The following is a 9377-nucleotide window of genomic DNA, read 5'->3' as shown; positions in this document are numbered from 1 at the left end:
AAATGCGCGCAGAGCGATTAGAACAGCTCAAAATATACTTGGAGGTCAATACAAAGCTAGCTGGATTACACACGAAATGATGCGTGTTGCGAGTCGTGAATCCAATTATACAGCTAATGCAGTCAATAATTGGGATAGCAACGCAAGAGCTGGTATACCTTCAAGAGGTATGTTCCAAATGATAGATCCTTCATTTAGAGCGTACGCAAAGTCGGGTTACAATAATCCTCTCAACCCAACTCATCAAGCTATATCGGCTATGAGATATATTGTGGGTAAATGGGTACCAAGAACAGGCTCATGGAGAGCTGCGTTCAAACGCGCTGGTGATTACGCATATGCTACTGGTGGCAAAGTCTATAACGGATTGTACCACTTAGGGGAAGAAGGATATCCAGAGTGGATAATACCTACTGATCCAAGTAGAGCGAACGAAGCACACAAATTATTAGCTTTAGCTGCTAACGATATTGATAACCGCTCTAAAAATAAGCGACCAAACAACTTACCAAATCCAAGTATAAGTAATAGTGATACAAACTATATTCATACATTGGAGAATAAACTGGATGCGGTTATTAATTGTTTGGTTAGTTTGGTTGAGTCTAATCAAGTTATTGCAGATAAGGATTACGAACCAGTTATTAATAAGTATGTGTTTGAAGATGAGGTAAATAATTCTATCGATAAACGAGAGCGTCACGAATCTACAAGAGTTAGATTTAGAAGAGGAGGCACGATAATCTAATGCAAGATACAATTCAAATAGACAATAAAACCATTGAATGGTTAGTTGTACAAAGAGGGTTTGAGATACCCTCTTTTAATTTTGTTACTGAAAAAGAAAGTGTGAAAGGTAGAACAGGTTCTATTGCTAAAGCTCGTTATCTAAATGATATCGAATTTGAATTACCTCTAATAATTAGAAATGAAGTCTTGGCGCCAGGTGGACAAAAAACGCATGACGATATATTGGAAGAGTTAGTTGAATTTTTTGATATTGACAATTTAAAGCCGAAAAAACTTAAATTCAAATCTCAAAACTGGTATTGGTTTGCATACTTTGATGGACCATTAAAATTACCGAAAAACCCAAGAGGTTCAGTGAAGTTCACTATCAAAGTAGTACTAACAGACCCTTACAAATATTCAGTAACAGGAAATAAAAATACTGCGATTTCAGACCAAGTTTCAGTTGTAAATAGTGGGACTGCTGACACTCCTTTAATTGTTGAAGCCCGAGCAATTAAACCATCTAGTTACTTTATGATCACTAAAAATGATGAAGATTATTTTATGGTTGGTGATGATGAGGTAACCAAAGAAGTTAAGGATTACATGCCTCCTGTTTATCATAGTGAGTTTCGTGATTTCAAAGGTTGGACTAAGATGATTACTGAAGATATTCCAAGTAATGATTTAGGTGGTAAGGTCGGCGGTGACTTTGTGATATCCAATCTTGGCGAAGGATATAAAGCAACTAATTTTCCTGATGCAAAAGGTTGGGTTGGTGCTGGCACGAAACGAGGGCTCCCTAAAGCGATGACAGATTTTCAAATTACCTATAAATGTATTGTTGAACAAAAAGGTAAAGGTGCCGGAAGAACAGCACAACATATTTATGATAGTGATGGTAAGTTACTTGCTTCTATTGGTTATGAAAATAAATATCATGATAGAAAAATAGGACATATTGTTGTTACGTTGTATAACCAAAAAGGAGACCCCAAAAAGATATACGACTATCAGAATAAACCGATAATGTATAACTTGGACAGAATCGTTGTTTATATGCGGCTCAGAAGAGTAGGTAATAAATTTTCTATTAAAACTTGGAAATTTGATCACATTAAAGACCCAGATAGACGTAAACCTATTGATATGGATGAGAAAGAGTGGATAGATGGCGGTAAGTTTTATCAGCGTCCAGCTTCTATCATAGCTATCTATAGTGCGAAGTATAACGGTTATAAGTGGATGGAGATGAATGGATTAGGTTCATTCAATACGGAGATTCTACCGAAACCGAAAGGCGCAAGGGATGTCATTATACAAAAAGGTGATTTAGTGAAAATAGATATGCAAGCAAAAAGTGTTGTCATCAATGAGGAACCAATGTTGAGCGAGAAATCGTTTGGAAGTAATTATTTCAATGTTGATTCTGGGTACAGTGAATTAATCATACAACCTGAAAACGTCTTTGATACGACGGTTAAATGGCAAGATAGATATTTATAGAAAGGAGATGAGAGTGTGATACATGTTTTAGATTTTAACGACAAGATTATAGATTTCCTTTCTACTGATGACCCTTCCTTAGTTAGAGCGATTCATAAACGTAATGTTAATGACAATTCAGAAATACTTGAACTGCTCATATCATCAGAAAGAGCTGAAAAGTTCCGTGAACGACATCGTGTTATTATAAGGGATTCAAACAAACAATGGCGTGAATTTATTATTAACTGGGTTCAAGATACGATGGACGGCTACACAGAGATAGAATGTATAGCGTCTTATCTTGCTGATATAACAACAGCTAAACCGTATGCACCAGGCAAATTTGAGAAAAAGATAACTTCAGAAGCATTGAAAGATGTGTTGAGTGATACAGGTTGGGAAGTTTCTGAACAAACCGAATACGATGGCTTACGTACTACGTCATGGACTTCTTATCAAACTAGATATGAAGTTTTAAAGCAATTATGTACAACCTATAAAATGGTATTGGATTTTTATATAGAGCTTAGTTCTAATACCGTCAAAGGTAGATATGTGGTACTCAAAAAGAAAAACAGCTTATTCAAAGGTAAAGAAATTGAGTATGGTAAAGATTTGGTTGGGTTAACTAGGAAGATTGATATGTCAGAAATCAAAGCAGCATTAATTGCTGTGGGACCCGAAAACGACAAAGGAAAGCGTTTAGAGTTAGTTGTGACAGATGACGAAGCACAAAGTCAATTCAACTTACCTACCCGTTATATTTGGGGAATATACGAACCTCAATCAGATGATCAAAATATGAATGAAACACGGTTGCGTTCTTTAGCCAAAACAGAGTTAAATAAACGTAAGTCGGCAGTTATGTCATATGAGATTACTTCTACTGATTTGGAAGTTACGTATCCGCACGAGATTATATCAATTGGTGATACAGTCAGAGTAAAACATAGAGATTTTAACCCGCCATTGTATGTAGAGGCAGAAGTTATTGCCGAAGAATATAACATAATTTCAGAAAATAGCACATATACATTCGGTCAACCTAAAGAGTTCAAAGAATCAGAATTACGAGAAGAGTTTAACAAGCGATTGAACATAATACATCAAAAGTTAAACGATAATATTAGCAATATCAACACTATAGTAAAAGATGTTGTAGATAGTGAATTAGAATACTTTGAACGCAAAATACACAAAAGTGATACACCGCCAGAAAATCCAGTCAATGATATGCTTTGGTATGATACAAGTAACCCTGATGTTGCTGTCTTGCGTAGATATTGGAATGGTCGATGGATTGAAGAAACACCAAATGATGTTGAAAAATTAGGTGGTATAACAAGAGAGAAAGCGCTATTCAGTGAATTAAACAATATATTTATTAATTTATCTATACAACACGCTAGTCTTTTGTCAGAAGCTACAGAATTACTGAATAGCGAGTACTTAGTAGATAATGATTTGAAAGCGGACTTACAAGCAAGTTTAGACGCTGTGATTGATGTTTATAATCAAATTAAAAATAATTTAGAATCTATGACACCCGAAACTGCAACGATTGGTCGGTTGGTAGATACAAAAACTTTATTTCTTGAGTATAGAAAGAAATTACAAGATGTTTATACAGATGTAGAAGATGTCAAAATCGCCATTTCAGATAGATTTAAATTATTACAGTCACAATACACTGATGAAAAATATAAAGAAGCGTTGGAAATAATAGCAACAAAATTTGGTTTAACGGTGAATGAAGATTTGCAGTTAGTCGGAGAACCTAATGTTGTTAAATCAGCTATTGAAGCAGCTAGAGAATCCACAAAAGAACAATTACGTGACTATGTAAAAACATCGGACTATAAAACAGACAAAGACGGTATTGTTGAACGTTTAGATACTGCTGAAGCTGAGAGAACGACTTTAAAAGGTGAAATCAAAGATAAAGTTACGTTAAACGAATATCGAAACGGATTGGAAGAACAAAAACAATATACTGATGACCAGTTAAGTGATTTGTCCAATAATCCTGAGATTAAAGCAAGTATTGAACAAGCAAATCAAGAAGCGCAAGAAGCTTTAAAATCATACATTGATGCTCAAGATGATCTTAAAGAGAAGGAATCGCAAGCGTATGCTGATGGTAAAATTTCGGAAGAAGAGCAACGCGCTATACAAGATGCTCAAGCTAAACTTGAAGAGGCAAAACAAAACGCAGAACTAAAGGCTAGAAACGCTGAAAAGAAAGCTAATGCTTATACAGACAACAAGGTCAAAGAAAGCACAGATGCACAGAGGAAAACATTGACTCGCTATGGTTCTCAAATTATACAAAATGGTAAGGAAATCAAATTAAGAACTACAAAAGAAGAGTTTAATGCTTCTAAAAGAACACTATCAAGAGTGTTAGCAGACATCACTGTAAATGCTATGAAAGGCATCTATTTAAGGTATGACGAAAATGGGGCGATTACTTCACATACTATTGATAAAGATGGCGTGAAAATTAGTGGCGATAAAGTTGATATAACAGCGAATAGAGAATTTAATGTAGTCGCAAATAATATTAATAACAAAGTTGGTAAAAATGACATTGTTAATAGCCTAAACTTATCAAATGAAGGTCTTGACATCAATGTGAATAGAATTGGTATTAAAGGCGGAAATGCTAACCGTTATGTACAAGTTCAAAATGATTTTATTGAACTTGGCGGAATCGTACAACGAACTTGGAAAGGCAAACGATCAACCGATGATATATTCACACGTCTTAAAGATGGACATCTAAGGTTTAGAAATAATACCGCAGGCGGTTCACTTTATATGTCACATTTTGGTATTTCAACATATATTGATGGAGAAGGCGAAGACGGAGGTTCATCCGGTACTATTCAATGGTGGGATAAAACTTACAGTGATAGCGGTATGAATGGCATAACAATCAATTCTTATGGCGGTGTAGTCGCTTTAACATCTGACTACAACCGAATTATTATCGATTCATATGCTTCAGCTAATATTGAAAGTAGAGAAGCACCGATATATTTATCTCCGAACACCAAAAATAAACCTGGTTTAAACCGATTCGCATTCACATTATCAAACGCTGATAGTGCATACGAAACTGACGGTTATATCATGTTTGGTTCAGATGAAAACTATAAGTACGGTGCTGGATTAAGATTTTCTAAACGTAGCAATAAAGGATTGGTTCAAGTCGTTAATGGTGACTATGCTACAGGCGGAGACGCTACAATTGAGTCAGGTATGGGCAAATTCAACATAGTTAAACGAAGAGATGGAAATAGTTACGTTAGCATTCAAAGTTATGATTTATTGGCGGTAGGTTCTGATAATGCTGGCGATAGAGTCGCTTCTAATTCTATTTATAAGCGTACTTATTCAGCACCTGCTAACTTACACATTACTTCTGCTGGAACAATTGGGCGTGCTACTTCTGCCAAAAAGTATAAAATTTCAATCGAAAATCAATACATCAATGAAGACGATCAGTTCAGTCATTCAAAAGAGATTTTAAAGCTTCCAATTCGTACATGGTTTGACAAATATGAATCGGAAATAATGGCTAAAGAATTGGAAAGTGGTAAAAAGTTATCTGATGATACTTTTAAACTTAGTCGACATACTGGCTTAATAGCGGAAGAGGTTGAAGAATTAGGATTTAATGAATTTGTTATTTATGATGACAACGGAGAAATCGAAGGTATCGCATACGATAGACTTTGGGTTCATTTAATACCTATTATTAAAAACCAGCAATCAAAAATCGAAAAACTGGAGGAATTAATAAATGAATGATAGCAATCAAGGTTTACAAGCCAATCCACAATATACAATTCACTATTTATCGCAAGAAATCACAAGACTAACACAAGAAAATGCAATGTTAAAAGCATATATACAAGAACAAAATGAAAAAAGCAAAAGTGCTGAGGAAGAGTAATCCTTGGCACTATTTTTATACAAAAATTTAAGGAGGTCATTTAATATGGCAAATGAAATTATCAAAAAAACAGAGAGATTTATTTTAGTACAAATTGACAAAGAGGGAACAGAGCGCGTTTTGTATCAAGATTTTGTAGGCAGTTTTACAACGTCCGATTCAGCAAGTTATGCACAAGATTTTAAATCTGAGGAAAACGCTAAAAAGATTGCTGAAACTTTAAATCTTTTATATCAATTAACAGGCAATCAAAACGGTGTGAAAGTTGTGAAAGAAGTTGTGGATAGAACTGACTTGTCATCTGATAAATCAGTTGATAGCGAAATAATGTAACTATACTAAGTTATGAGCATTACGCTCATAGCTTTCTTAGAAAGTAGGTGTAGTTTTGGATGATATTCAGAAAATAAAAAAAGAGCTTTCTGAATTAGTTGAACGTGTTGATGATGTTGAAATACTAGCAAACGAAACAGCTGATCATGTGCTTGAACTTAGAGAGGAACATAAGCAACATCATAATGAACTAAGAGAATCTCATAAAGAACTTAAAGATAAGCAAGATAAAGTTGTAGATGAGAATTTAGAGCAAACAAAGATATTAAACAGAATTGAAGAAAGATATCAAACGCAAGTAGATGTTGCGCAAAAAAATGAAGAAAAGACACTCGCCCAAAATAAATGGCTCGTAGGTGCCATATGGGCGCTTGTAACAATTGTTATGATTGCAGTCATTACTGCATCAATTACTGCGTTATTACCTTAAGGGAGGTGGACATAATGAGTTGGGCAAGATGGTTATCATGTTATTTGTATGGTCGTAAATGTAAATAATGTTTTTGGTCAGTGCATCGGCACTGGCTTTTTATTTATTGTTGTAATTATGGTAATATGCAGAAGTGAGCAAGTTGGATAGATGGTGGCTATCTGAGTATAAGGAGGTGGTGCCTATGTTGGCATTACTGAAATCTTTAGAAAGGAGATGCCTAATGATTACAATTAGTACCATGTTGCAGTTTGGTTTATTCCTTATTGCATTGATAGGTCTAGTAATCAAGCTTATTGAATTAAGCAATAAAAAATAACCATCGCTAACTTTGGCTGGTTTCGATGGTTAAATGGTTATTAATTTAATCTTTAATCTAAAATAGCCACCGTCTTTTTAACGGGCTCATTAGGGTAACATGTTTGCGCATGTTGCCCTTTTTCTATATATAAATTAACACACCATAATATAAATATCAAATAGACGGCTTATTAGTCGTCTTTTTATTTTGGGTAAAAGGAGATAAGAATATGATTAATTGGAAAATTAGAATGAAACAAAAATCATTTTGGGTAGCGATATTGTCAGCTATCTTTTTATTTGCTCAAAACATCGCAAAAGCTATTGGGTATGATATCCAAGTTTATACAGAGCAATTAACAGACGGTTTAAACGCTATATTAGGATTTTTAGTATTAACTGGTGTGATTCAAGACCCGACTACTAAAGGTATAGGTGATAGCCACCAAGCTTTAGAATATGAAGAACCAAGAAGAAAATACTAGGAGGTAAAATAATGAAAACATACAGTGAAGCAAGAGCAAGGTTACGTTGGTATCAAGGTAGATATATTGATTTTGACGGTTGGTATGGTTACCAATGTGCAGATTTAGCAGTTGATTACATTTATTGGTTGTTAGAAATTAGAATGTGGGGAAATGCAAAAGATGCAATCAATAACGATTTTAAAAACATGGCAACAGTATATGAAAACACACCATCGTTTGTTCCACAAATAGGTGATGTGGCTGTATTTACCAAAGGAATATATAAACAATACGGTCATATTGGTTTAGTGTTTAATGGTGGTAATACAAATCAATTTTTAATTTTGGAACAGAACTATGACGGTAACGCAAATACGCCTGCAAAGTTACGTTGGGATAATTATTACGGCTGTACTCACTTTATTAGACCTAAGTATAAAAGTGAGGGCTTAATGAATAAGATCACAAATAAAGTTAAACCACCTGCTCAAAAAGCAGTCGGTAAATCTGCAAGTAAAATAACAGTTGGAAGTAAAGCGCCTTATAACCTTAAATGGTCAAAAGGTGCTTATTTTAATGCGAAAATCGACGGCTTAGGTGCTACTTCAGCCACTAGATACGGTGATAATCGTACTAACTATAGATTCGATGTTGGACAGGCTGTATACGCGCCTGGAACATTAATATATGTGTTTGAAATTATAGATGGTTGGTGTCGCATTTATTGGAACAATCATAATGAGTGGATATGGCATGAGAGATTGATTGTGAAAGAAGTGTTTTAATTCTTAGGTTAAAATGTTAAATATTTGTTAATTATTTTTTAATGTAAGTTTAGTTTCTTTTAATATTTTATTGATTTTTAATATTTTCTCAATATAAAATGAAGTTGTTGATATTTATCATCTTAAATAAGGGTGTTAGCTATAAAAAGAGATAAATAAAAACAAATATATTATATTTGGAGGAAGCGCCATGCTCAAAAGAAGTTTATTATTTTTAACTGTTTTATTGTTATTATTCTCATTTTCTTCAATTACTAATGAGGTAAGTGCATCAAGTTCATTCGACAAAGGAAAATATAAAAAAGGCGATGACGCGAGTTATTTTGAACCAACAGGCCCGTATTTGATGGTAAATGTGACTGGAGTTGATGGTAAAGGAAATGAATTGCTATCCCCTCATTATGTCGAGTTTCCTATTAAACCTGGGACTACACTTACAAAAGAAAAAATTGAATACTATGTCGAATGGGCATTAGATGCGACAGCATATAAAGAGTTTAGAGTAGTTGAATTAGATCCAAGCGCAAAGATCGAAGTCACTTATTATGATAAGAATAAGAAAAAAGAAGAAACGAAGTCTTTCCCTATAACAGAAAAAGGTTTTGTTGTCCCAGATTTATCAGAGCATATTAAAAACCCTGGATTCAACTTAATTACAAAGGTTGTTATAGAAAAGAAATAAAACAAAATAGTTGTTTATTATAGAAAGCAATGTCTTGATTGAATATGTGTAGTGAAAATTATCTTTCATCAAATTCTCATTCATGCACGAATGGTTCTTCCCCACCTAATCAGATATTAGGTGACTTATGGGGAGAAATCAGTTAGGATGAAAAAGTGGATAATCCTTTTTTAGGCAGGTACTTCGGTACTTGCCTATT

General features: G+C 34.2%; 11 protein-coding genes. 10 read left to right on the top strand and 1 reads right to left on the bottom strand.

Annotation, left to right across the window (positions count from 1 at the left end; genetic code table 11):
• The 7 genes from IDG64_RS14035 to pepG1 form a co-directional block, all read left to right on the top strand.
• Nucleotides 1–748: lytic transglycosylase domain-containing protein (locus IDG64_RS14035; protein WP_241012146.1), on the top strand; the 748-nt coding region annotated here is incomplete at its 5' end.
• Complete coding sequence (locus IDG64_RS14030) at nucleotides 748–2238, top strand: phage distal tail protein (protein ID WP_001154317.1); 1491 nt, start codon at nucleotides 748–750, stop codon at nucleotides 2236–2238. The genes IDG64_RS14035 and IDG64_RS14030, both read left to right, overlap by 1 nt.
• 15 nt (nucleotides 2239–2253) lie before the next feature.
• Complete coding sequence (locus tag IDG64_RS14025) at nucleotides 2254–6036, top strand: phage tail spike protein (protein ID WP_016169206.1); 3783 nt, start codon at nucleotides 2254–2256, stop codon at nucleotides 6034–6036.
• On the top strand, nucleotides 6029–6181 hold the full coding sequence (locus IDG64_RS14020) for a hypothetical protein (protein WP_001000058.1): 153 nt from the start codon (nucleotides 6029–6031) through the stop codon (nucleotides 6179–6181). Before IDG64_RS14025 ends, IDG64_RS14020 begins: the two co-directional genes overlap by 8 nt.
• 45 nt (nucleotides 6182–6226) lie before the next feature.
• Nucleotides 6227–6514: a hypothetical protein gene (locus IDG64_RS14015; protein ID WP_001262620.1), complete on the top strand. Its 288-nt coding sequence runs from the start codon at nucleotides 6227–6229 to the stop codon at nucleotides 6512–6514.
• A 55-nt stretch (nucleotides 6515–6569) separates the two neighbouring features.
• Entirely contained in the window at nucleotides 6570–6944 is a 375-nt protein-coding gene (locus IDG64_RS14010) for a hypothetical protein (protein WP_000340977.1), read from the top strand.
• Between the two features lie 184 nt (nucleotides 6945–7128).
• On the top strand, nucleotides 7129–7263 hold the full coding sequence (gene pepG1 / locus IDG64_RS14005) for a type I toxin-antitoxin system toxin PepG1 (RefSeq protein ID WP_000880502.1): 135 nt from the start codon (nucleotides 7129–7131) through the stop codon (nucleotides 7261–7263).
• Between the two features lie 52 nt (nucleotides 7264–7315).
• Here pepG1 and IDG64_RS14000 read toward each other — a convergent pair whose 3' ends face one another.
• Complete coding sequence (locus IDG64_RS14000) at nucleotides 7316–7423, bottom strand: hypothetical protein (RefSeq protein WP_001791821.1); 108 nt, start codon at nucleotides 7421–7423, stop codon at nucleotides 7316–7318.
• Between the two features lie 51 nt (nucleotides 7424–7474).
• Here IDG64_RS14000 and IDG64_RS13995 point away from each other — a divergent pair, with 51 nt between their 5' ends.
• The 3 genes from IDG64_RS13995 to sak all read left to right on the top strand — a co-directional run bounded on the left by IDG64_RS13995 (nucleotide 7475) and on the right by sak (nucleotide 9178).
• Nucleotides 7475–7729 (top strand): phage holin, encoded by a 255-nt coding sequence (locus tag IDG64_RS13995; protein ID WP_000611512.1) that lies wholly within the window; start codon nucleotides 7475–7477, stop codon nucleotides 7727–7729.
• A gap of 11 nt (nucleotides 7730–7740) precedes the next feature.
• Complete coding sequence (locus tag IDG64_RS13990) at nucleotides 7741–8496, top strand: CHAP domain-containing protein (protein ID WP_000861038.1); 756 nt, start codon at nucleotides 7741–7743, stop codon at nucleotides 8494–8496.
• A 190-nt stretch (nucleotides 8497–8686) separates the two neighbouring features.
• Nucleotides 8687–9178, top strand: a complete 492-nt coding sequence (gene sak / locus IDG64_RS13985; protein ID WP_000920038.1) for a staphylokinase — start codon at nucleotides 8687–8689, stop codon at nucleotides 9176–9178.
• Nucleotides 9179–9377 lie beyond the last annotated feature (199 nt).

The sequence above is a fragment of the Staphylococcus sp. EG-SA-15 genome, assembly GCF_017151895.1.
GTDB lineage: Bacteria > Bacillota > Bacilli > Staphylococcales > Staphylococcaceae > Staphylococcus > Staphylococcus aureus.
Note: the sequence above shows the minus strand (reverse complement) of the source record. Positions and strands in the feature narration are given on the sequence as shown.